Annotated in this window: 17 protein-coding genes; 4 read left to right on the top strand and 13 right to left on the bottom strand. The window is 70.5% G+C overall.

The window, feature by feature from the left end:
• Nucleotides 1-127: 127 nt before the first annotated feature.
• Genes whiA through uvrC form a run of 4 tightly spaced genes read right to left on the bottom strand, consistent with a single transcriptional unit; the run spans nucleotide 128 to nucleotide 5491 of the window.
• On the bottom strand, nucleotides 128-1141 hold the full coding sequence (whiA, locus tag ACY34M_RS05400; RefSeq protein WP_462718768.1) for a DNA-binding protein WhiA: 1014 nt from the start codon (nucleotides 1139-1141) through the stop codon (nucleotides 128-130).
• Nucleotides 1132-2169 carry a gluconeogenesis factor YvcK family protein gene (locus tag ACY34M_RS05395; RefSeq protein WP_462718767.1) on the bottom strand — a complete coding sequence of 346 codons (1038 nt, stop codon included), beginning with the start codon at nucleotides 2167-2169 and terminating at the stop codon, nucleotides 1132-1134. The genes whiA and ACY34M_RS05395 overlap by 10 nt, the downstream gene beginning before the upstream one ends.
• A complete protein-coding gene (gene rapZ / locus ACY34M_RS05390; RefSeq protein ID WP_462718766.1) occupies nucleotides 2166-3281 on the bottom strand; it encodes an RNase adapter RapZ in 1116 nt (371 codons plus the stop codon). Before rapZ ends, ACY34M_RS05395 begins: the two co-directional genes overlap by 4 nt.
• Nucleotides 3278-5491: an excinuclease ABC subunit UvrC gene (uvrC, locus tag ACY34M_RS05385; protein WP_462718927.1), complete on the bottom strand. Its 2214-nt coding sequence runs from the start codon at nucleotides 5489-5491 to the stop codon at nucleotides 3278-3280. Before uvrC ends, rapZ begins: the two co-directional genes overlap by 4 nt.
• A gap of 165 nt (nucleotides 5492-5656) precedes the next feature.
• Here uvrC and ACY34M_RS05380 point away from each other — a divergent pair, with 165 nt between their 5' ends.
• Together ACY34M_RS05380 and ACY34M_RS05375 are read left to right on the top strand one after the other, a co-directional pair.
• Nucleotides 5657-6607, top strand: coding sequence for a hypothetical protein (locus ACY34M_RS05380; protein ID WP_462718765.1), 951 nt, complete (start codon nucleotides 5657-5659; stop codon nucleotides 6605-6607).
• A 360-nt stretch (nucleotides 6608-6967) separates the two neighbouring features.
• Nucleotides 6968-7906, top strand: a complete 939-nt coding sequence (locus ACY34M_RS05375; RefSeq protein ID WP_462718764.1) for a carbohydrate kinase family protein — start codon at nucleotides 6968-6970, stop codon at nucleotides 7904-7906.
• A 149-nt stretch (nucleotides 7907-8055) separates the two neighbouring features.
• Here ACY34M_RS05375 and uvrA read toward each other — a convergent pair whose 3' ends face one another.
• Nucleotides 8056-11130 (bottom strand): excinuclease ABC subunit UvrA, encoded by a 3075-nt coding sequence (uvrA, locus tag ACY34M_RS05370; RefSeq protein ID WP_462718763.1) that lies wholly within the window; start codon nucleotides 11128-11130, stop codon nucleotides 8056-8058.
• A 298-nt stretch (nucleotides 11131-11428) separates the two neighbouring features.
• On the opposite strand from uvrA, the gene ACY34M_RS05365 reads away from it, so the two are divergent.
• Both ACY34M_RS05365 and ACY34M_RS05360 read left to right on the top strand, forming a co-directional pair.
• On the top strand, nucleotides 11429-12160 hold the full coding sequence (locus tag ACY34M_RS05365) for a maleylpyruvate isomerase family mycothiol-dependent enzyme (RefSeq protein ID WP_462718762.1): 732 nt from the start codon (nucleotides 11429-11431) through the stop codon (nucleotides 12158-12160).
• A gap of 9 nt (nucleotides 12161-12169) precedes the next feature.
• Nucleotides 12170-12826: an MBL fold metallo-hydrolase gene (locus ACY34M_RS05360; protein ID WP_462718761.1), complete on the top strand. Its 657-nt coding sequence runs from the start codon at nucleotides 12170-12172 to the stop codon at nucleotides 12824-12826.
• A 46-nt stretch (nucleotides 12827-12872) separates the two neighbouring features.
• On the opposite strand, the gene aroQ is transcribed toward ACY34M_RS05360, so the two are convergent.
• The 8 genes from aroQ to ACY34M_RS05320 form a co-directional block, all read right to left on the bottom strand.
• Nucleotides 12873-13346 (bottom strand): type II 3-dehydroquinate dehydratase, encoded by a 474-nt coding sequence (aroQ, locus tag ACY34M_RS05355; RefSeq protein WP_462718760.1) that lies wholly within the window; start codon nucleotides 13344-13346, stop codon nucleotides 12873-12875.
• Between the two features lie 85 nt (nucleotides 13347-13431).
• Nucleotides 13432-14532 carry a calcium:cation antiporter gene (locus ACY34M_RS05350; protein ID WP_462718759.1) on the bottom strand — a complete coding sequence of 367 codons (1101 nt, stop codon included), beginning with the start codon at nucleotides 14530-14532 and terminating at the stop codon, nucleotides 13432-13434.
• Between the two features lie 116 nt (nucleotides 14533-14648).
• Complete coding sequence (locus ACY34M_RS05345) at nucleotides 14649-14951, bottom strand: hypothetical protein (RefSeq protein ID WP_462718758.1); 303 nt, start codon at nucleotides 14949-14951, stop codon at nucleotides 14649-14651.
• A gap of 129 nt (nucleotides 14952-15080) precedes the next feature.
• Nucleotides 15081-16070, bottom strand: a complete 990-nt coding sequence (locus ACY34M_RS05340; RefSeq protein ID WP_462718757.1) for a TerC family protein — start codon at nucleotides 16068-16070, stop codon at nucleotides 15081-15083.
• 232 nt (nucleotides 16071-16302) lie between these two features.
• Complete coding sequence (locus tag ACY34M_RS05335) at nucleotides 16303-18234, bottom strand: TerD family protein (RefSeq protein WP_462718756.1); 1932 nt, start codon at nucleotides 18232-18234, stop codon at nucleotides 16303-16305.
• Between the two features lie 10 nt (nucleotides 18235-18244).
• Nucleotides 18245-18823: a TerD family protein gene (locus tag ACY34M_RS05330; RefSeq protein ID WP_462718755.1), complete on the bottom strand. Its 579-nt coding sequence runs from the start codon at nucleotides 18821-18823 to the stop codon at nucleotides 18245-18247.
• A 151-nt stretch (nucleotides 18824-18974) separates the two neighbouring features.
• Nucleotides 18975-21116, bottom strand: coding sequence for an excinuclease ABC subunit UvrB (uvrB, locus tag ACY34M_RS05325; protein WP_462718754.1), 2142 nt, complete (start codon nucleotides 21114-21116; stop codon nucleotides 18975-18977).
• A 74-nt stretch (nucleotides 21117-21190) separates the two neighbouring features.
• Nucleotides 21191-22042, bottom strand: coding sequence for an MHYT domain-containing protein (locus ACY34M_RS05320; RefSeq protein ID WP_462718753.1), 852 nt, complete (start codon nucleotides 22040-22042; stop codon nucleotides 21191-21193).
• Nucleotides 22043-22099: the final 57 nt, after the last annotated feature.

Genomic DNA, 22099 nt, shown 5'->3' with positions numbered 1-22099 from the left:
ACGCCAGACTCATGACCGTTCATGGTCAAGTCAAGGGGGCCTCAACTCCCGCTCACAGAAGCGGAAAAGCCGGTGGCGGCGCCCGCGATCGGGCTCCGCCACCGGCCTGTCGAGATGCGTGCGGGGATCAGCCGGCCAGATTCTCCGCCATCTCCTGGGCCATCTCGTCCGTCATGTCCTCCGTGATGTTGGTCTCCGTGCCGGGGATGCCGAGGTCCTGCGCCCGCTTGTCCGCCATCGCCAGCAGGCGGCGGATGCGGCCCGCGACGGCGTCCTTGGTCAGCGGCGGGTCCGCGAGCGCGCCCAGCTCCTCCAGGGAGGCCTGCTTGTGCTCCATGCGCAGACGCCCCGCCGCGGCGAGGTGCTCGGGCACGTCGTCGGCGAGGATCTCGAGGGCGCGCTGCACGCGGGCCCCGGCCGCGACGGCCGCGCGGGCCGAGCGCCGCAGGTTCGCGTCGTCGAAGTTCGCCAGGCGGTTCGCCGTGGCGCGCACCTCGCGGCGCATCCGCCGCTCCTCCCAGGCCAGCACCGACTCGTGCGCACCCATCCGGGTGAGCAGCGCGCCGATCGCGTCGCCGTCCCGCACCACCACGCGGTCCACGCCGCGCACCTCACGGGCCTTGCTCGCGATCTGCAGCCTGCGGGCGGCGCCGACCAGCGCGAGCGCCGCCTCGGGCCCCGGGCAGGTCACCTCCAGCGAGCTGGAGCGCCCCGGCTCGGTGAGCGAGCCGTGCGCCAGGAACGCGCCGCGCCAGGCCGCCTCGGCGTCGCAGGTGGCCCCCGAGACCACCTGCGGCGGAAGACCCCGGATGGGCCGGCCGCGGCCGTCCACCAGGCCCGTCTGGCGGGCCAGCTGGTCGCCGCCCGCCACCACTCGTACAACGAACCGCGAGCCGCGGCGCAGCCCGCCGGGCGCCATCACGATCAGCTCCGAGCTGTGCCCGAAGATCTCGAGAATGTCCCGCTTGAGCCGCCGTGCGGCCATCGCGGTGTCCAGCTCCGCCTCGATCACGATGCGGCCGCTCACCAGGTGAAGGCCGCCCGCGAACCGCAGGATCGCCGAAACCTCGGCCTTCCTGCAGCAGGTCCGGGTGACGGGAAGCCGGGAGATCTCGTCCTTCACCGCTGCCGTCATCGCCATGGGCCGATCCTTCCATGCATCCGAAAAATACGGTCGTACGCGGCGGCCAACAGCTCCGGATCGTGCCTCGGAGTTCCGTCGGGCCTGGCCACCGGCGCCAGCTCGACCGCGGCACCGAAACGCTCACGCGCGGTTTCGGTCAGGGATTCGCGATCGGGCACGGCGGCCTCGTCGGCCAGCACCACGTCCAGGGCGAGTTTAGGTGCGTGTCGTCCCAAAACTTCCAAATGACGCTGCGGTGAGAACCCCTCAGTTTCTCCGGGTTGCGGCGCGAGGTTCAGCGAGAGGACCCGGCGGGCCTTCGTCTCGACCAGCGCGTCGAGCAACTCGGGGACCAGCAGATGCGGAATCACGGAGGAGAACCAGGAGCCGGGGCCCAGCACCACCCAGTCCGCGTCGAGCACCGCGGCGACCGCCTCCGGGACGGCCGGCGGATCGTGCGGCACCACGTGCACCGACTGGACCTCGCCGCGGGTCAGCGCGACCGTGGCCTGACCTCGTACGGTCTCGATGTCGTCCGGGCGTGTCGCGTCGTGTCCCTTCACCTCCGCCTGGAGCTCCAACGGGACGGCGGACATGGGCAGCACACGCCCCTGCGCGCCGAGCAGCTTGCCGACCAGGTCGAGGGCCTGCACATGGTCACCGAGCTGCTCCCACAGGGCGACGATCAGCAGATTGCCGACCGCGTGCTCGTGCAGGTCGCCCTTGGACTGGAAGCGGTGCTGGATGACGCGGGACCAGGTCTGGCCCCAGTCGTCGTCCCCGCACAGGGCGGCGAGGGCCTTGCGCAGGTCGCCGGGCGGCAGCACGCCCAGCTCGTCGCGGAGGCGACCGCTGGAGCCGCCGTCGTCGGCGACCGTGACGACGGCTGTGAGGTTGTTGGTTATGCGGCGCAGCGCGGCCAGGGACGCCGACAGGCCCATGCCGCCGCCGAGGGCGACGACCTTCGGGGTGGCGCCCTTGCCCGGCTTCACCGGTGAGCTTCTGCGGCGGATCCTGCTGGTGAGCCGCAGGGTACGTCCCGTCATTCCCGTCCCATGTCGCGGTGGACGACCACGGTCTCCACGCCCTGCGAGGCGAGGCGGGCGGCGAGCTTCTCCGACGTCGCGACGGAGCGGTGCTTGCCGCCCGTGCAGCCGACGGCGATCGTCACGTAGCGCTTGCCCTCACGGCGGTAGCCGGCGGCGATCAGCTGGAGCAGCTCGGTGTAGCGGTCGAGGAACTCCTTGGCGCTGGGCTGGGAGAAGACGTAGTTCGACACCTCCTCGTTCAGGCCGGTGAAGGGGCGCAGCTCGGGAACCCAGTGCGGGTTCGGCAGGAAGCGCATGTCGACCACGAGGTCGGCGTCGACGGGCAGCCCGTACTTGAAGCCGAACGACATGACGGTGGCCCGCAGCTCGGGCTCCTCCTCGCCGGCGAACTGGGCGTCCATCTTGGCGCGCAGCTCGTGCACGTTCAGGCTGGAGGTGTCGATGACCAGGTCGGCGTCGCCGCGCAGCTCGCGCAGCAGTTCGCGCTCGGCGGCGATGCCGTCGACGATGCGGCCGTCGCCCTGGAGGGGGTGCGGGCGGCGCACCGACTCGAAGCGGCGCACCAGGGCCTCGTCGGAGGACTCCAGGAAGACGATGCGCCGCGTGACGTGCTTGGCCTCCAGGTCGGCGAGGGACTGCCGGAGGTTGTCGAAGAAGCGCCGGCCCCGCACGTCGACGACGACCGCGATCCGCGCGACGTTGCCCTGCGAGCGGGCGCCGAGCTCCACCATGGTGGGGATCAGCGCGGGCGGCAGGTTGTCGACGACGAACCAGCCGAGGTCCTCCAGGCACTTCGCCGCCGTGGAGCGGCCGGCGCCGGACATCCCGGAGATGATCACCAGCTCGGGGATGGCGGCGTCGGGGACGCCCGGCGCCTCGGCGGCCTTGGCGGCACCCGCGCCCGGCCCGGTGTCCGCGTCCGTGCCCGGTCCCGTGCCTGGTGCCTCGCCCGGTCCTGTTCCTGATCCCGTGCCCGTACCCGTGCTCACTTGTGCTCCGTGCTGTGGTTGCGGCTCTTCGTGTGCTGCGGGGCCCTGTGGCGCGCCGCTCGTGTCACCGGTGTCGCTGCTTTCGTTGTCCTGCTCGTCCTGCTCGCCCTGCTCGCTCATGGCTCCTGCCCCCGTCGTTCCTCCGAGGCTCCCGCACTGACGGGCTCCCCGCCGGTCGGTACGTCCGTCGTACCGTCCTCGTCTTCAATGATCTCTCCGGTGGCCGTGTTCACGGCGGGTGCCGCGGGGGCGGCCTTGGCGAAGGCCACCACGATGGCCTCGGCCGTCTTGCGGCCTATGCCGGGCACCTCGCAGATCTGGTCGATGGTGGCGGCCCGCAGCCGCTTCACCGAACCGAAGTGCTTGAGCAGTGCCTGCTTGCGCGAGTCCCCGAGGCCCTGCACGTCGTCCAGCGGGCCCGCTCTGAAGCGCTTGGCCCGCTTGGAGCGCTGGTAGGTGATCGCGAAGCGGTGCGCCTCGTCGCGCACGCGCTGGAGCAGATAGAGCCCTTCGCTGGTGCGGGGCAGGACCACCGGGTCCTCCTCGTCCGGCACCCAGACCTCTTCGAGACGCTTGGCGAGGCCGCACACGGCGATGTCGTCGATACCCAGCTCGTCCAGGGCCCGCTTGGCCGCCGCGACCTGCGGCTGGCCGCCGTCCACCACCACGAGCTGCGGCGGGTAGGCGAACTTCTTGGGGCGGCCGTCGTCCTCCGTGAGACGCGACTCCTCGGGTTCCGTGTCCTCGGGGTTCCCGGGGTTCTCGGAGTTCCCGGCGTTCTCGGGGTTCCCGGGGTTCTCGGCGTTCTCGGGATTCCCGGGGCCGGTGCCCTCGGCTCCTGCGGACCCTTCGGCCGTGTCGGCCGAGTCCGGTCCCTCGTCCGACCACTCGCGCGACTTCTCCTGGGCGGCGAGGTAGCGCTTGAAGCGGCGGGTGATGACCTCGTGCATGGACCGGACGTCGTCCTGGCCCTCGAAGCTCTTGATCTCGAAACGGCGGTACTCGCTCTTGCGGGCCAGACCGTCCTCGAAGACGACCATGGAGGCCACGACGTCGTCACCCTGGAGGTGCGAGATGTCGTAGCACTCGATGCGCAGCGGCGCGCTGTCCAGGTCGAGGGCCGCGGCGATCTCCTCCAGCGCGCGCGAGCGCGTGGTGAGGTCGGAGGCGCGCTTCGTCTTGTGCAGGACGAGCGCCTGCTGCGCGTTCCGGTGGACCGTCTCCATGAGGGCCTTCTTGTCGCCGCGCTGCGGGATGCGCAGCGACACGTTCGACCCGCGGCGCTCGGTGAGCCAGGCCTGGACGGGCTCCAGGGGCTCGGGCAGCGCGGGGACGAGGACCTCCTTGGGGACGGCGTCCCCGGTCTCCTCCCCGTAGAGCTGCTGGAGCGCATGCTCGACGAGGTCGCCGCTGGTGACCGCCTCGACCTTGTCGGTGACCCAGCCGCGCTGGCCGCGCACGCGCCCGCCGCGCACGTGGAAGATCTGGACCGCCGCCTCCAGCTCGTCCTCCGCGAGGGCGACGAGATCGGCGTCGGTGGCGTCGGTGAGGACGACGGCGCTCTTCTCCATGGCCTTCTTCAGGGCCTCGATGTCGTCGCGCAGGCGGGCCGCCCGCTCGTACTCCATCTCGTCGGCCGCCGCCGCCATGTCCTTCTCCAGGCGCCGGATGTACGTCCCCGTACGCCCCGCCATGAAGTCGCAGAATTCCTCGGCCAGTTCGCGGTGCTCCTCGGGAGTGACGCGGGCCACGCAGGGCGCCGAGCACTTGCCGATGTAGCCGAGGAGACAGGGGCGGCCGGTGCGCTCCGCGTTGTTGAACACACCCTTGGAGCACGTGCGTACGGGGAAGACGCGCAGGAGCAGGTCCACGGTGTCGCGGATCGCCCACGCGTGCGTGTAGGGGCCGAAGTAGCGCACGCCCTTCTTCTTCTGGCCGCGCATCACCTGGACCCGCGGGAAGTCCTCGTTCATCGTCACCGCGAGGTACGGATAGCTCTTGTCGTCGCGGTACTTGACGTTGAACCGGGGGTCGTACTCCTTGATCCAGGAGTACTCCAGCTGCAGCGCCTCGACCTCCGTGGACACCACCGTCCACTCCACGGACGCGGCCGTGGTGACCATCGTGCGGGTACGGGGGTGCAGATGCGCCAGGTCCTGGAAGTAGTTCGCCAAGCGCTGGCGCAGGCTTTTCGCCTTCCCGACGTAGATCACCCGGCGGTGCTCGTCGCGGAACCTGTACACCCCTGGGGAGTCGGGGATCTGTCCCGGCTTGGGGCGGTAGCTGGAGGGGTCGGCCATGTCAGACACCCTACTGGCGGTGTGTGACAGTTCGGGGCGCGCTGGGGTGGTGGCGCCGCGCTCTCGGCCGTACGCGGCCGTCCGCGACGTCCGGTGTCTGTGCGTGGTCGGACGGTGGCGGTGAGTGCGGTGCACCATGAGGCTTGTCGGGGGCAAGTCAACACGCTTCAATGCCGGGTGACTTGAGGCGGTGAGATGCGGCTCGACGAACGACGGACAGAGACGGCCCCGGCGTCGGACTTAGAGGCGGCGCTGCGCGCCGGCCCGTTCCACAGCGCCCTGCGGGCCGCGATAGCCGCCCGGCGGCTGCCCCTGCACCGGGTGCGCCACCACCTGGCCCGCAAGGGCATCAATATCGGCGTCACCAGCCTGAGTTACTGGCAGCAGGGTGCACGGCGGCCGCAGCGCCCCGAGTCGATGCGGGCCGTGCGCGCCCTGGAGGAGATCCTCGAACTGCCCGAGGAGTCGCTGATCCGGCTGCTCGGCCCGATGCCCGACAGGGCCGCGCCACGGCGGCCCGCGGCCCGTTCCTACCGTTCGCTCATCGAGGCGTCCGGATCCGTCGAGCGGCTGCTCGCGGAGCTGGAGGCCCCGCTGGACAGCGGGCTGCACACCGTCGGGCACCACGAGCGGGTGCGGATCGGCGCGCGTCGGCAGCTGCTCGGCAGGGACTCGCAGCAGATCGTCCGGGCGCACCAGGACGGCGTGGATCGCTATGTGGCCGTCCACCATGGCGATCCGGGGTGTTCCCCGGCGAATGTGGCGGTGTGCGCCATGGAGAACTGTCGTACGGGTCGGATCCGCTGGGACGAGGGGACGGGGGTCCTGATCGCTGAGCTGCTCTTCGACGCGCGCCTTCGGGCCGGCGAGACCCATCTGTTCCACTACGGCTTCGAGGACGGGACGGCCGGTTCCGCCACCGAGTACGTCCGCGGTTTCCACTTCGCCGGTGGGCAGTACGCGCTCCAGGTCCGGTTCGCGGACGACGCGCTGCCGGTGCGCTGCCACCGCTTCGACCAGCGGTCGGCCGCGGACCCGCGCGGCGGCCGGCACGAGCTGCCGCTGAGCGGCCGGCACCGGTCGGTGCATCTGGTGGAGCCGCAGGTGCGGGCGGGGCTGATGGGGATCGGCTGGGACTGGGAGTGAGCCGCGCGCGGCTCCCCTGCGCACCTGGCCGCCTCCGCGGTGCGACTGGCTGCCTCCGCGGGGTGCCCGGCCGCCTCCGCGGTGCGCCCGGCTGCCTTCCCGGCGCGCCTGATCGACTCCGCGGCGGACGTGCCCGGTTCCCGGGTCTGCGTGCCCGGCTCCACCGCGTACGTGACCGGTTCGGGGGAGGTGGGTGCCGTGCCCGGCCGGAGGCTCTAGCGTCGGCGTCGGGTGATCGCGGGCCGGGCCGCCGGTCGCCCGCCGCGACGGATCCGCGTCCGTCCGACGACTGCCCGCCCGAGCGTCCGTCCGCCCCGCCAGTCCCGCCCGTCCCGTCCGTCCCGTCCGAGAGGAAGCACCGTGATTGTCGTCGCCGGAGAGGCCCTGATCGACCTCGTACCGCAGGGCGTGCCCGCTGACGGCGGCCCCGTCCCCGAGCTGCCCGACCTCGCCCCGCGACTCGGCGGCGGCCCGTACAACACGGCGGTGGCGCTCGGCCGCCTCGGCTCGTCCGTGGCGTTCTGCTCGCGGGTGTCGCGGGACGCCTTCGGGGAGGCCCTGCTCGGCGGGTTGCGGGCGGCCGGGGTGGACGTGTCCCCGGTGCAGCGGGGACACGAGCCGACGACGCTCGCCGTGGCCTCGATCGGCGCCGACGGCTCCGCCGGGTACTCCTTCTACGTGGAGGGGACCGCGGACCGGCTCTTCGAGGTGCCCGACGCGCTTCCGGCAGGTACGCGCGCGGTGTCGTTCGGCACCTGCTCGCTGGCGCTCGAACCGGGCGCCACGGCGTACGAGGACATGATGCGTTCGGCCGCCGCGCAGGGCCTGTGCACGGCACTCGACCCGAACATCCGGGCCGGTCTGATCCCGGACGCGGACGCCTACCGGGCCCGCTTCAAGAGCTGGCTCCCGTCGACGACGCTGCTGAAGCTCTCCGAGGACGACGCCGAGTGGCTGGGCGGCACTCCCCAGGAGTGGCTGGCCGCGGGGCCGGCCGCCGTGGTTCTCACGCGCGGCGGGGACGGGCTCACCGTCTTCACGCGCGACGGGGGCGAGCACGCGGTGCCGGGCGAGCGGGTCGACGTGGTGGACACGATCGGCGCCGGTGACACCGTCAACGCCGCGCTGCTGCACGGTCTTGCGCGCCTCGACGCCCTCTCCCCCGCCGGGGTCGCCGGGCTCGACGGCGAGGACTGGCCCCGGCTGCTGCGGTTCGCCGCGCGGGCGGCGGCGGTCACATGCTCACGAGCGGGTGCGGAGCCGCCGTACGCGACGGAATTGGTGGGCCCTGCCTGGTGAGGACCGCCGGGGCCGACCGGCCGGGCGACCGGCCAGGCGACCGGCCGGGCGACCGGCCAGGCGACCGGCCGGGCACTGAACGCGCGGCGCCCCGTGGGAGTTTTCCCACGGGGCGCCGTCTGTTGCCTGCGAGCCGGTCCTGACGTCGGTCAGGCCTTGCTCGCCCGGCCCGTCGTCTTCTTGGCGGCGGACTTCTTCGCCGTCGACTTCGCGGCCGTCGACTTCGTAGCCGTCGACTTGGTGGCGGCCTTCTTGGCGGTGGTCGACTTGGCTGCCGTCGACTTCGCCGTGGCCGTCTTCTTGGCCGGGGCCTTCGTCGCCGCCACGGTCTTCTTCGCCGTCTTGCGGGCGCGCGTGGCGGGCACGGCCGCGTCGCTGACCCGGTCGGCGCCGAGGACGTCGCGCAGGAACTTGCCCGTGTGGCTGGTCGGCACGGCCGCGACCTGCTCCGGGGTGCCCTCGGCGACGACGAGACCGCCGCCGCTGCCGCCCTCGGGGCCCATGTCGACGATCCAGTCGGCCGTCTTGATGACGTCGAGGTTGTGCTCGATGACGATGACCGAGTTGCCCTTGTCGACGAGGCCCGAGAGCACCGAGATCAGCTTGCTGATGTCCTCGAAGTGCAGACCCGTGGTCGGCTCGTCGAGCACGTACACCGTGCGGCCCGTGGAACGCTTCTGCAGCTCACTGGCGAGCTTCACGCGCTGCGCCTCACCACCGGAGAGCGTCGGCGCGGGCTGCCCGAGCCGGACGTAGCCGAGGCCCACGTCGTTGAGCGTCCTGAGGTGGCGGGAGATCGCCGGGACGGCCTCGAAGAAGCTGAGCGCCTCCTCGATCGGCATGTCCAGGACCTCGGCGATGGACTTGCCCTTGTAGTGGACCTCCAGCGTCTCCCGGTTGTAGCGCGCACCGTGGCAGACCTCGCACGGGACGTACACGTCCGGCAGGAAGTTCATCTCGATCTTGATGGTGCCGTCGCCGGAGCAGTTCTCGCAGCGGCCGCCCTTGACGTTGAAGGAGAAGCGCCCGGGCAGGTAGCCGCGGACCTTCGCCTCGGTCGTCTCGGCGAACAGCTTGCGGACGTTGTCGAAGACTCCGGTGTACGTCGCCGGGTTCGACCGCGGGGTGCGGCCGATGGGCGACTGGTCGACGTGCACGACCTTGTCGACGAGGTCGTCGCCGTCCACGCGCGTGTGCCGGCCGGGGACGGAGCGCGCCCCGTTCAGCTCCCTGGCCAGGTGCGTGTACAGGATGTCGTTGACCAGCGTCGACTTGCCGGAGCCCGAGACGCCGGTGACGGCCGTGAGGACGCCCAGCGGGAACGAGACGTCGATGTCCTGGAGGTTGTTCTCCTTCGCGCCGTGCACCGTGAGGCGGCGGGCCGGGTCCACGGGACGCCGGATGTCCGGGATGTCGATGGCCCTCTTGCCCGCCAGGTACTGGCCGGTCATGGACTCGGGGTTCGCCAGCAGCTCCTTCAACGGGCCGCTGTGCACGACCTTGCCGCCGTGCTCGCCCGCGCCGGGGCCGATGTCGACGATCCAGTCGGCCACCTTGATGGTGTCCTCGTCGTGCTCGACCACGATGAGCGTGTTGCCCATGTCGCGGAGCCGGACGAGGGTCTCGATGAGCCGGTGGTTGTCGCGCTGGTGCAGGCCGATGGACGGCTCGTCGAGCACGTACAGGACACCGACGAGCCCTGAACCGATCTGGGTGGCGAGCCGGATGCGCTGGGCCTCGCCGCCGGACAGGGTGCCCGCCGCGCGGTTGAGCGACAGGTAGTCGAGGCCCACGTCGACGAGGAAGCGCAGCCGCTCGTTGACCTCCTTGAGGACCCGCTCGGCGATCTTCTTGTCGCGTGCGTTGAGCTTCAGCTCGCTCAGGAAGTCGGCGCAGTCGCTGATGGACATGGCCGAGACCTCGGCGATCGACCTGCCCATGACCGTGACGGACAGGATGAGGGGCTTCAGTCGCGTGCCCTCACAGGTCGGGCAGGGCACCTCGCGCATGTAGCCCTCGAAGCGCTCGCGGCTCGCGTCCGACTCGGCCTCGCTGTGGCGGCGCTTCACGAACGGGACGGCGCCCTCGAAGGGCGTCGTGTAGCGGCGCTCGCGCCCGTACCGGTTGCGGTACCGGACCTCGATCTGCGTCTTGTGGCCGTTCAGGAGCGCCTTCTTGGCGCGCTGCGGGAGGCCCGCGAAGGGGATGTCCGTCCGGAATCCGAGCGCGTCGGCGAGGGCGCCGATGAGGCGGCCGAAGTAGTCCTTCGTGTGTCCGTGCGACCACGGGTGGATGGCGCCCTCGTCGAGCGACTTCTCCTCGTCGGGGACGATCAGCTCGGGGTCGACCTCCATGCGCGTGCCGATGCCGGTGCAGTCGGGGCAGGCGCCGAAGGGCGAGTTGAAGGAGAAGGAGCGCGGCTCCAGCTCTTCGAAGGACAGGTCGTCGTGCGGGCAGTACAGGTGCTCCGAGTACATCCGCTCGCGCTCCGGGTCGTCCTCGGGGAGGTCGACGAAGTCGAGCACGACCATGCCGCCGGAGAGGCCGAGCGCGGTCTCCACGGAGTCGGTCAGGCGGCGCTTGGCGGTGCTCTTCACGGTGAGGCGGTCGACGACCACCTCGATCGTGTGCTTCTCCTGCTTCTTCAGCGTCGGCGGCTCGGACAGCTGGATGGTCTGCCCGTCCACGCGTGCGCGGGAGTAGCCCTTGGTCTGCAGGTCGCTGAAGAGGTCGACGAACTCGCCCTTGCGCTCGCGCACCAGCGGCGACAGGACCTGGAAGCGGCTGCCCTCGGGCAGCTCGAGGACCTTGTCGACGATGGCCTGCGGCGACTGGCGGGCGATGGGCCGGCCGCACTCCGGGCAGTGCGGCTTGCCCACGCGCGCGAAGAGCAGGCGCAGATAGTCGTAGACCTCGGTGATGGTGCCGACCGTGGAGCGCGGGTTGCGCGACGTCGACTTCTGGTCGATCGAGACGGCCGGGGAGAGGCCCTCGATGAAGTCGACGTCCGGCTTGTCCATCTGGCCGAGGAACTGGCGGGCGTACGAGGACAGCGACTCGACGTACCGGCGCTGACCCTCGGCGAAGATCGTGTCGAACGCGAGGGAGGACTTACCGGAGCCGGACAGACCGGTGAAGACGATGAGGGAGTCACGCGGGAGGTCGAGCGAGACATTCCGAAGATTGTGCTCGCGCGCGCCACGGACGATGAGACGGTCGGCCACGCCGGTCCGCACCTTTCTTGAGATAAGTGACAGGGGCGGGCCCCCGTCTCTCGAGGTCTGACTTTCGCCGGCGCTCACGCCCGGTCATCGGGACGGAGCGGCCGTGAGAAGGCTGTCCTTCGAAGAGTAGAGGGAGCCACTGACAACGCCGGTCGGATTCCCTGGTTGGTAACAAACCGACCCGCCCAGAACTTCCAGCATGCCCGACGCCGCTCTCGACCATATAGCACGTACATTCGATTCATGCGGACTGTCGGCCACCTTCACCCGAACGTGTGGCGGAGCTATCGTCGGCGCCATGAGTGATCATGTGCGCGACCTGGCGTCAGTACGCGAAGCGACCGACCGGCTGCTCGCCGCGGTCGGCACCCTGGACAACGCCGCCGTGGCCTCGCCGTCACGGCTTCCGGGGTGGAGTCGTGGGCATGTCCTCGCCCACCTCGCCCGCAACGCGGACGCACTCGTCAATGTCCTCGAGGGCCGCCCCATGTACGAGAGCGCCGAGGCGCGCGACGCCGACATCGAGCGGGACGCCCCGCGCGGCCCCGCCGAGCAGCTCGCCGACGTACGGGAGAGCGCCGGGCGCTTCGGGCGTCTCGGGGTCGAGGAGGCCGACTGGGCGCGCACGGTGGAGCTGCGCAACGGCGTGAAGGACCTCGCCTCGAACGTGCCGTTCCGGCGCTGGATCGAGGTCGAGCTGCACCACGTGGACCTCGGGATCGGCTACGAACTGGAGGACCTCTCGGCCGAGTTCACCCAGCGGGAGATCAACTTCCTCGCGAAGCGGTTCCGCGACCACCCCGGCCTGCCGCCGCTGCTGATCAAGCAGGACGACGGCCGGATGGTTTCCACGGGCGACGTGCAGAAGTTCTCCCTGGAGGAGATCAAGGCGGGCGCGCGGCCCAACCCCGAACTCGGCATCGTCGTCAAGGGCCGTCAGGCCGACCTCCTGGGCTGGCTCGCGGGCCGCAGGGACGGCAGCGCCCTCACCGTCGACCGCGGCTCCCTGCCGGCCCTGCCCCCGCTATAGGCTGAATCCATGACGTACAGCGGAGCGGTGAAGGTCGGCGGCCCGGCGGACGTGCACGAGTTGCAGGACCTGATGATCTCCAAGGTCGCGGTCGGCCCGATGGACAACAACGCCTACTTGTTGCGCTGCCGCGCGACCGATCAGCAGCTTCTGATCGACGCGGCGAACGAGCCGGGGACGTTGCGGAACCTCATCGGCCAGGACGGCATCGCGGCCGTCGTCACCACCCACCGGCACGGCGACCACTGGCAGGCCCTCCAGGAGGTCGTGGAGGCGACCGGCGCGCGCACGTACGCGGGGCGCGAGGACGTCGAGGGCATCCCGGTGGCGACGGACGTGGCCGTCGCCGACGGGGACACGATCGAGTTCGGCCGGATCACGCTCACGGCCCGCCATCTGGTCGGCCACACGCCCGGCTCCATCGCCCTGATCTACGACGACCCGCACGGCCACCCGCACGTCTTCACCGGCGACTGCCTGTTCCCCGGCGGCGTGGGGAACACGTGGAAGGACCCCGAGGCCTTCGCGAGCCTCATCGAGGACGTGGAGACGAAGATCTTCGGCACGCTGCCGGACGAGACGTGGGTCTACCCGGGCCACGGGGGCGACACGTCGCTGGGCGCCGAGCGCCCCCACCTCAAGGAGTGGCGCGAGCGGGGTTGGTGACCTCTTGGTGGGCCGTTTCGTTTCGGCCCACCTATAGGCGTCGTTTTTACGCCTGCGCCACTCCCGGCGCGGCGAGCGCCGCGACCCGCTCCACGCCGAACGCGTAGCCCTGCACGCCGCATCCGGCGATCACGCCGTCGGCGCGCAGCGACACGTAGGAGTGGTGCCGGAACTCCTCGCGCTGGTGGATGTTGGAGATGTGGACCTCCACCACCGGCATGCCGTCGCAGGTGTTGAGCGCGTCCAGGATCGCCACGGAGGTGTGCGAGTAGGCGGCCGGGTTGATGACGATGCCGACGTGGTTCTCGCGCGCCTCGTGGATCCAGTCGACCAGCTCGCCCTCGTGGTTGGACTGCCGGAAGTCCACGGTGGCGCCCTGCGCGGCGGCCGCTTTCACGCACAGCGCCTCGACGTCGGCGAGGGTGTCCCGGCCGTAGATCTCTGGCTGGCGCTTGCCGAGCAGGTTCAGGTTCGGGCCGTTGAGAACCATGATCGGGGCGTTGGCGAGCGTGCGCGGCACGAGTGACCTCCGTAGAAGAGCGTTTGCTCCTTGAGGGTCTATCACGGCGCCACTGCCGCCCGAAGAGCGGTGGGTTCAGGGGTGGTCAGGGCGTGACGGCGAGTTCGATGTACGCGGCCAGGATCACCAGATGGACGCCGCCCTGCAGCGGTGTGGCCCGGCCCGGCACGATCGTGAGGGTCGCGACCACCATGGTCAGCGCGAGCAGCACCATGTGCGTGGCGCCGAGCCCGAGGACGAGCGGACCGGTCAGCCAGTACGAGGCGATGGCGACGGCGGGCACCGTGAGACCGATGCTCGCCATGGACGAGCCGAGCGCGAGGTTGAGGCTGGTCTGCACGCGGTCGCGGCGGGCCGCGCGCAGGGCCGCGATGGTCTCGGGCAGCAGCACGAGCAGCGCGATGATCACGCCGACCACCGCCTGCGGCATGCCGGCGGCCTCCACGCCGTGCTCGATCGTCTTCGAGACGCCCTTGGTGAGGCCGACGACGGCGACCAGGGCGAGCGCGAGCAGGCCGAGGCTGAGCAGGGCGGTCCGGGTGCTCGGCACGTCGGCGTGGTCGTCGGCGTCGATGACCTCGCCGTGCCGGGTGATCGGCAGGAAGTAGTCGCGGTGGCGCACGGTCTGCGTCGCGACGAAGAGCCCGTACAGGACGAGCGCGGAGACGGCCGAGAAGACCAGCTGGGACGTGGAGAACTCCGGGCCGACCTTGCTGGTGGTGAAGGTCGGCAGCACCAGGCAGAGCGTCGCGAGGGTGGCCACGGTGGCGAGGGCTCCGCCGGTGCCCTCGGACTGGAAGATCGCCACCCGGTGCCGCAGCGCGCCCGCGAGGAGGCTGACGCCGACGATGCCGTTGCAGGTGATCATGACGGCGGCGAACACGGTGTCGCGGGCGAGCGTGGAGCTCTTGGCCCCGCCGTCGGCCATCAGTGTGACGATCAGGGCGACCTCGATGATCGTCACGGCCACGGCGAGCACGAGCGAGCCGAAGGGTTCACCGACCCGGTGGGCGACGACTTCCGCGTGGTGCACGGCGGAGAGCACGGAGACCGCGAGGACCACCGCGACGACGGCGACGACGACTCCCGGCAGGTCGCGCCCCCAGGTGAACGCGAGCAACACGACCGCGACCAGTGGCACCACCACGGTCCACTGCGTACTGAGCGCCCGGACTCTGGTGATCATTCATCGATGGTGCCCGTGGCGGGGCGGGGGCGCGACTTCAAAAGTGGGTGCGGCTTCAAAGGCGGGTGCGGCTTTACGAGCGGCGCCCGGCGGGTGCAGGGCGCCGCGCGCGTACGTCACTTGAGCTCGCGGGCATCCATCAGGTCGCAGTTGACGAAGACCGGCGGTCGGCTGCACAGGGCCGACATCCGCTGGTTGAGCTCGACGACCTCGGGGTGTTCGTTGCTGCGCATCGCGTCCTCGTGGGACTCGAACTCGACGATCGCGAGATAGCGGCCCGCGGTGTCGCGGTCCTTGAGCATCATCCGGTGCGTGGGGCCGCCCGGTGTGCCCTGCATCCGCTGCTCGAAGGACTCGAGCAGCTCCCGCATCTCGTCGAAGCGCTGGGACTCGAAGTCGATGATCTGGACGAACTTCATGGGGTCCTCCCCCGTCGTGCCCTCGCGCCCCCGCGGGACGCGCTCAGGGCACAACGAAGCACCGGGAGCGGTGCGCGACAATCCGCCGCGCACCGCTCCCGGTGCTGGTAATTCCTACGCTCGACGCCGTCAGGCCTCGATGCTGTCCTTCTGAGCCGATTCGGCCGCGTCCTTCTCCGCCTGCTTCTTCGAGGCGATGAGGCTGGTGATCGTCGTGATGATCAGGACGCCGCAGATGACGGAGAGCGAGACCGGGATGGAGATCTCCGGTACGTGCACCCCGGACTCGTGCAGCGCGTGCAGGATCAGCTTCACGCCGATGAAGCCGAGGATCACCGACAGGCCGTAGCTGAGGTGCACCAGCTTCTTGAGCAGGCCGCCGATGAGGAAGTACAGCTGCCGCAGACCCATCAGCGCGAACGCGTTGGCGGTGAAGACGATGTACGGGTCCTGGGTCAGGCCGAAGATCGCCGGGATCGAGTCCATCGCGAACAGCACGTCGGTCATGCCGATGGCGAGCATGACGACCAGGAGGGGCGTCATGACCTTCTTGCCGTGCTGCTGGATGAAGAGCTTCGTGCCGTGGTACCGGTCCGCGACGCCGAACTTCTTCTCGATCGACTTGAGGATGCGGTTCTCCTCGAACTCCTCCTCTTCCTCGTCCGCCATGGCCTCCTTGATGAGCTTCCAGGCGGTGTACAGGAGGAAGGCGCCGAAGATGTAGAAGACCCACGAGAAGCTGGAGATGATCGCCGCGCCCGCCGCGATGAAGATCGCCCGGAGCACGAGCGCGATCAGCACACCGAACAGCAGCACGCGCTGCTGCAGCTGGGTGGGGACCGAGAACTTCGCCATGATCAGGATGAAGACGAAGAGGTTGTCCACGCTGAGCGACTTCTCGGTGATGAAGCCCGCGAAGAACTCGCCGCCGGCCTGGCTGCTGCCCCAGAGCATCACGCCGACGCCGAACAGCGCGGCGAGCACGATCCAGACAACGGTCCAGATGCCCGCTTCCTTGATCGATACGTCGTGGGGCTTTCGCCCGATGAAGAAGTCGACCGCGATGAGGGCACACAGACCGAGAACGGTCAGCACCCACACAGTCATCGATACGTCCACTGTTGCGCCTCCGGCGTCGTACGGCTACTGATCAGCGTCGTCGCTGCCGGAGGTCTCTTCCACCCGAGCGCCTTCCAGCGCCTCGGGCCGACGCCCCGGGATCGATGCCTTCTGGCCTTCGTCCGTACTGACGGGAACGTCGCGTTGGAGTACTCCCCTCCGCGTCAAGGAGCGTACTGGAAACACCCATGAAAGGTAAAGGGAAAGGTAAAAAAGTCACCAAGTCCGCAGGTCAAAGGCCTCTCTTCCGACGGGCTTCGGTCACCTCCGCGAGCACCTGACGCAGGATCCCGCTGCCGTGCGGGACCAGCGACGGCTCGTACGTCCACGCGTGCCCCACCCAGGGGTCGGCGAATGGGGTCTCCCCTGCTCGAACGGAGTTGAGAGCTTGGGGACGATCGTCGGGCACGGGTGTCAGACGCAGCAGCGCGCGCCACAGCGGGTCGAGCAGCGGCCCGTACTCCGCCGCGTCGGCCCGGTCGGCCACGAGCATCAGGTGCACGCCGACCTGCGGCCCCTCGTCCGCGAGGTAGCGGAGCCGGGTGATGGACCGGTCGTCGAAGCCGTGCGGGAAGTCGTGCACGACCAGGAGCTGCTCGGCGACGTCCAGGCCCGCGGGCAGCGCGTCGGCCGCGCCCGCCCTGACCGCCATCTGCACGAGGTCCACGCGCTCGGTCAGCCGGGTCAGCGTGTCCGCGACGCCCGCCGCTCCCCTGGCCGGCGGTCCGGCGAGCACGCCCGCGTCCACGAGCGGGGCGAGCGCGCCCGCCGCGGTGCCCGCCGGGTCGACGACGTGCACGCTGAACCCGCCCGCCGGATGGGCCGCGAGCAGCCGTGTCGCATGGAGGACGGCGGTGTGGGCGGCTCGCGCGCGCAGTGCGTCGGCATCGATGAGGCTGTCGGCCGCGGAGGCCCCTGCGTCGATCCACAGCCCGCGCTCCAGCGGCAGCCGTACGAGCATCGGGATGCGCAGCCCGACGCTGTCGCTCTCGGGCAGGCTCAGCTCCCCGACACGGACGGCCATGGGCGCCTGTGTGGGGCTGCGGTAGGCGTGCCAGCAAGGGCTGTCCCAGCCCGCGTACGCCGCCGGGAGCGCGGGCTCGACGACCTCGGCCTCGGCCACCAGCTGCGCCAGGTCCCGGTCCAGCACCGCCCTGGCCCTGTCGACCAGGGCGCCGTGCTTGGCGCGGGCGGCCTCGCGCGCGGCGTCGCCCGCGCCACCGAGCCGGCCGCGCGGGTCGGAGAGGGCCCGGTCGAGCTCCTGCTCCATGCGGGAGTCCGCGAAGTCGACGGCGCTGCGGTACGCGGCCGTGGTGCGGGCCAGGTCCTCGAACATGCCCCACACCTGGTTGTAGAGCCGCTCCTCCAGGGTCCAGCCTGCCGCGTCCCCGGCGACCGGTGTCGGGGGCTGTCGCGCCGGGGCCGGCGGTGCGGCGCCCCGGCGGCCGGGGTGCGTGTAGTCGATGGGCCCGCCCTGTGCCGCGGCGGGTGCGGGGGCGGCCGCGGGCAGGGCGCCCGAGGCGTGGCCCGCCGTGGCCGCCGCGCGGACGTGGGACTCGTCGGACTCGTCGGTGGACTCCGGGGCACGCAGCGGGGGCGCGGGCGCGCGGTCGCGGCCCCGGGCGACGGCGTCGTGGATGGCGCCCGCGAGGGCGTGCGCGTCCGGCAGGCCCTGGTCGGCGAGGAGCGCGGCGAGGCCCTCGGCGTAGCCCTGGCCGACGGCGCGCACCTTCCAGGCGCTGTGCCTGCGGTACAGCTCCAGGGCGACGACGGCCGACTCCGCGTCGAGGTCGGTGATCGTGTAGCTGGCCTCCTCCGCTCCGTCCGGTCCCGTCACGGCGAGGAACGGGGCGGCCGCGGCGCCGAACCGGGCAGGGCCGCCGCCCCCGACGGGCAGCGCGAGCAGCACGGTGACGCGGTGCACGTCCTGCGGCATCGCGTCGAGGTCGACGGCCAGGCGGTGGTCGGCCGCGGCCTGGCGCGGGACTTCGAGGCCCGGCAGCGCGGGCGCGCCGGGGTGGGCGATCCGGTCCGTGCCCCGCACGGCGCCCCGGTCGTCGGCGAGCGTGGCGCCCGCGACGACCGGGTGGCCGGCCGACACCCGGATCTCCAGACGGGTCTGGGCGAGGGGGTGGTTCTGCCCCCTCACCAGTTCGGCCGCCATCGTGGGTCCGCTACAGGCCGGGCATGATCGCGGGCATCAGGTCCTGGAACGTGCGGCCCTCGGAGGGTGTGCCCAGGGCCGTCATCTGCCAGCCGCTGCCCGCGCGGTGCACCTTGGCCATGATCTGCGCCGTGTACTGACCGCCCCCGTCGAGCGTGTACCGCGCGAGCTCCTCGCCCGTCGTCTCGTCGACCAGACGGCAGAACGCGTTCTTCACTTCCTGGAAGGTCTGTCCCGTGAAGGAGTTGACCGTGAAGACGATCTGGTCGACGTGGACCGGGACGCGCTCCAGGTCCACGAGGATCGACTCGTCGTCGCCGCCCTGTCCTGCGCCGCCGACGAGATTGTCACCGGTGTGCCGCACCGAGCCGTCGTCACTGACGAGGTGGCGGAAGAACACGACGTCGACGGGCTTCTTGTCGGCGAAGAGGACCGCCGACGCGTCGAGGTCGATCTCGCGGGTGCGGGTGCCGAACAGGCCGCGCCGAGGGGCAGCCTGCCAGCCGAGACCCATCCGTACGGCGGTGAGGGTGCCCCCGCCCTGCTTCTCCAGGCTGATGGCCTGACCCTTGGTCAAGTCGATGCCCACGTGCTGTCCCCTCTCGGACCGTCCCCTGTTGCCGCGATAAGTGCGCGGTTGGGCCAAACCCTAGAGGGAGGCACTGACAACGCCGCCACCTCGGGCGGGGTTTTGTGGCGGTCTTGCAACACGCCCCCGGCGCCCCGCCCGTCGTGGCAGGTCAGGCGATACCTGCCTCCCTCATCTGCCGCAGTTCCTTCTTCATCTCCGACACCTCGTCGCGCAGCCGTGCCGCGACCTCGAACTGCAGGTCCGCGGCGGCCGCCCGCATCCGCTCGGTCAGCTCCTCGATCTGCTCGGACAGCTCGGCCGCGGGACGGTCGGTCGGAACCGTCTCCTCCCCCTTGCCGCGCTTCTTCTTGGCAGGAGCCTTCTCCGCCTTGCCGGCCGAGGGCACGGGGGCCTTGGCACCCTTTCCGTCCTTGCCGCCCTTGCGGTATCCGGTGCCGAGCAGCGCCTCGGTGTCGACGTCCTCGCGCGCGATGGACGCCACGATGTCGTTGATCTTCTTGCGCAGGGGCTGGGGGTCGATCCCGTTCGCCTCGTTGTACGCGATCTGCTTCTCGCGGCGGCGGTTGGTCTCCTCGATGGCCTTCTCCATCGCCGGGGTGATCTTGTCGGCGTACATGTGGACCTGGCCCGAGACGTTTCGCGCAGCACGGCCGATCGTCTGGATCAGGGACGTACCGGAGCGCAGGAAGCCCTCCTTGTCCGCGTCGAGGATCGCGACCAGGGAGACCTCGGGCAGGTCGAGGCCCTCACGCAGCAGGTTGATGCCGACCAGTACGTCGAACTCACCCGCGCGCAGCTCGCGCAGCAGCTCGATGCGGCGCAGCGTGTCGACGTCGCTGTGCAGGTAGCGGACCTGGATGCCGAGCTCCACGAAGTAGTCCGTGAGGTCCTCGGCCATCTTCTTGGTGAGCGTGGTGACCAGGACGCGCTCGTCCTTCTCGGTGCGCGTACGGATCTCGTGCACCAGGTCGTCGATCTGCCCCTCGGTGGGCTTCACGACGACTTCCGGGTCGACGAGGCCGGTGGGGCGGATGATCTGCTCGACGTGGCCGTCCGCGCGCGAGAGCTCGTAGTTGCCGGGGGTCGCCGACAGATACACGGTCTGGCCGATGCGCTCCTGGAACTCCTCCCACTTCAGGGGGCGGTTGTCGAGCGCGGACGGCAGCCGGAAGCCGTGGTCCACGAGGGTGCGCTTACGGGAGGCGTCGCCCTCGTACATGGCGCCGATCTGCGGCACGGTGACGTGCGACTCGTCGATGACGAGCAGGAAGTCGTCCGGGAAGTAGTCCAGCAGCGTGTTCGGCGGGGAGCCGGGCTCGCGGCCGTCGAAGTGCATCGAGTAGTTCTCCACGCCGGAGCAGGAGCCGATCTGGCGGAGCATCTCCAGGTCGTACGTGGTGCGCATGCGCAGGCGCTGGGCCTCGAGCATCTTGCCCTGCTTCTCCAGCTCGGCAAGGCGCTCCTCCAGCTCCTTCTCGATGTCGTTGGCCGCGCGCTCCAGGCGCTCGGGGCCCGCCACGTAGTGGGTCGCCGGGAAGATGTACAGCGACTCGTCGTCGCTGATGACCTCGCCGGTGAGGGGGTGGAGGGTGGAGAGCGATTCGATCTCGTCGCCGAACATCTCGATGCGGACCGCGAGCTCTTCGTAGACGGGGAAGATCTCGATGGTGTCGCCGCGCACCCGGAAGGTGCCGCGGGTGAACGCCATGTCGTTGCGCGTGTACTGGATGTCGACGAAGCGGCGCAGCAGCTCGTCCCGGTCGATCTCCTCCCCGACCTTCAGGGGGACCATGCGGTCCACGTACTCCTGCGGAGTACCGAGGCCGTAGATGCAGGAGACGGAGGCGACCACGACGACGTCGCGCCGGGTCAGCAGCGAGTTCGTCGCGGAGTGGCGCAGGCGCTCCACCTCCTCGTTGATCGAGGAGTCCTTCTCGATGTACGTGTCCGACTGCGGAACGTACGCCTCGGGTTGGTAGTAGTCGTAGTACGAGACGAAGTACTCGACCGCGTTGTTCGGCAGCAGCTCGCGGAATTCGTTGGCCAGCTGAGCGGCCAGCGTCTTGTTCGGCGCCATCACGAGCGTGGGGCGCTGGAGCTTCTCGATCATCCACGCGGTGGTGGCGGACTTGCCGGTGCCGGTGGCGCCGAGCAGGACGACGTCCTTCTCGCCTGCCGTGACGCGCTTCTCCAGCTCGGCGATGGCCGTGGGCTGGTCACCGCTGGGCTGGTACGGGCTGACGACCTCGAAGGGCGCCACCGTGCGTTCGATCTTGGATACGGGCCGCATGAAACCAACCGTACGACCCACCACTGACAACCGGGCCCGAACCACTGCCGGGCACCGCCTTCAGGGGGTGCGGATCACCAGTCCTGCGGCGTGCGCGACGTCGGCCGGCCCAGTGGGCGGCGCAGCCGCGGGACGCTCGGCGCCGGGGTGCCGAGCCGCTCCTGTGCCGCCCGGGCGTCGCGCCAGTCGGGGCGGCCCGTGACCAGCATCGGGTCGAACATGACGACCAGGCCGGCCAGGAGCAGGAAGCTCAGCGGGCCGATCAGCATGGGCCCCAGGATGGCCGTGGCGGAGTCTCCTCCGGGTGAACCGGCGGCGTGGGCGTGCACGTGGACGCTGACCCCCGCCATCGCCATGTAGTGCATGCCCGAGACGGCGAGCCCCATGACCAGACTCGCGCCGAGGCTCCACCCGATGCCGCGCACCTGGACGGCGGCCCACAGGGCGGCGGTCGACGCCGCCATGGCGATCAGCACGGAAGCGACCACGGTGAACGTGTTGTAACTGATTGTCCCGTGAAGGCGCATTCCAGCCATTCCGAGGTAGTGCATGGACGCCACCCCGAGGCCCGTGATGGTGCCGCCGGTGAACAGGGCGGTGCCGGTCGCGCCCTTGTAGCCGACGATGAAGACGCCGATGCCGACCATGAGGATGGCCACACCGAGGCTCGCGAAGGTCATCAGTGGGTCGTAGTGGATCGCCATGCCGTCCACGCTGAAGCCCATCATCGCTATGAAGTGCATCGTCCATATCCCGGAGCCGATCGCCGCGGAGCCGAGCGCGAGCCAGCCCATCCGCCAGGTATTGGCGACGAGCAGGGATCTGGTGGTGCAGCGCAGCCCGAGGGCACCTCCGAGGCAGGCCATGAGATACGCCACCACCGGGGTGACGAGCCCGTAACTGAAGCCGTCGACCGAGCCCTGCATGCGTGGCAGCCCTTCCGCCTGTGGTTCGTGAGATGTGCAGCTCGTCCCTGTGAGCGC

This window comes from Streptomyces sp. EDA2-14 (assembly GCF_054963755.1).
This window is presented reverse-complemented; position numbering and strand designations above follow the sequence as displayed.